General features: G+C 63.2%; 1 protein-coding gene. It reads right to left on the reverse strand.

Annotation, left to right across the window (positions count from 1 at the left end; translation table 11 throughout):
• On the reverse strand, positions 1 to 1399 hold a 1399-nt coding region (locus tag ACTS2Z_RS09335; protein WP_442572942.1), incomplete at both ends, for a class I adenylate-forming enzyme family protein.

Below are 1399 nucleotides of genomic sequence, written 5' to 3' on the forward strand. Positions count from 1 at the left end.
TTTCCTTGGTTTTCAGGAAGTCGACAATCTCTTCCAGCGTGATCGTCTCGCCTTCCTTCGGCACGGCGGCCACCCAGATGCGCTCTCCCATCACCTCGTCCGGCATGCCGAAAACGGCGGCTTCCGCGAGCTTGGGATGGCCTTCCAGCAGCGTGTCGAGTTCGGCCGCAGAGATATTCACCCCGCCCCGGATGATGATGTCCTTGGCCCGCCCCCTGAAGAGCAGGAAAGACGCATCATCGGGCGATATCTGGAAAAGATCGCCGGTGCGGAAATAGCCGTCGGCATCGAAGACTTCCTTCAGATCGGCAGCCGTAGAGCCCCAATAGCCTTCAAACACGGACGGGCCGCGCACCAGAAGTTCGCCATCCTCGCCTGGCGCCGTGACTTCCTTGCCGGTCTCGATGGAGACGAGCCGGGTCTGCACCCGCTCGTGCATGGGGTTGGCGAAGTTCGCACCTTCATGGCCGAAGCGAGGAAAGGCCGTCGCGCGAAGCGCCGGATCGGGCACATCTTCCGGCCCGGAACACAGGGAGATGCCCTCATTGGAACCGAACAGGTTGACGATCTCGACACCGCGCTCCTGCCAGCCCTTGACCATGAATTCCGACAGAGGCGCCGAACCGGACCCGATCACGCGCAGGTTGGAGAGATCGAACTGGTCGAGCATGCCTTCCTGCTTGAGAAGCATGGTGAGGACGGCAGGAGGCGCAATCGTCGCCGTCACCTTCTCGGTCACGAGCTGCTTGAGGAAGACGGGCAGGTCGAACGGGTGGTGCAGGACCAGCGTGCCCTCGCTCAGGAGCCAGGAGACGAACATGCCGCCAATCGCGGCCATGTTGGTCATGGGGAAGGGATTGAGCAGCACGTCATGCTGCTGGATGCCCATGCCGTGATAGGTGGCCGGGCCAATCGACAGCCAGTGATTGTGTGAACGTGGGACGCCCTTGGGCACGCCCGTCGTGCCGGAGGTCCAGCAGATGGTGAAGCAATCGTCTGCGCCGCCCTTCTTTTTCGTGGCGGACCCGCCAAGACCGAACGGCCCCTTGCGGGTGTTGGCGCGCTCGATGAGGGCGGAAAAATCAACCAGACCTTCGCCGCCACCATCCATAGACAGGACCTTGGCCCGGTCGCCGGCTACCGCCTTGCAGCCGCGAGCCAGTTCGCGATCCTTGAAGCGCTTGGCGGCGATGAAGGCGCGCGGCCGCACGCTGTCGAGGGCATGGCGCAATTCATGACCGGCATACTGGACAGGAACCGGGCTCAGGATAATGCCGAGCTTGGCACACGCCAGATAGATGGAAAGCGTATCGACCACGTTGGGCATCTGCATGACGACGCGGTGACCGGCCACCAGGCCCTGCCCGCTCAGTGCGGCGGCCGTGCGCTCCACCTCATC

Origin of the sequence: Glycocaulis sp., assembly GCF_052168375.1 — a bacterium.
Lineage (GTDB): Bacteria > Pseudomonadota > Alphaproteobacteria > Caulobacterales > Maricaulaceae > Glycocaulis.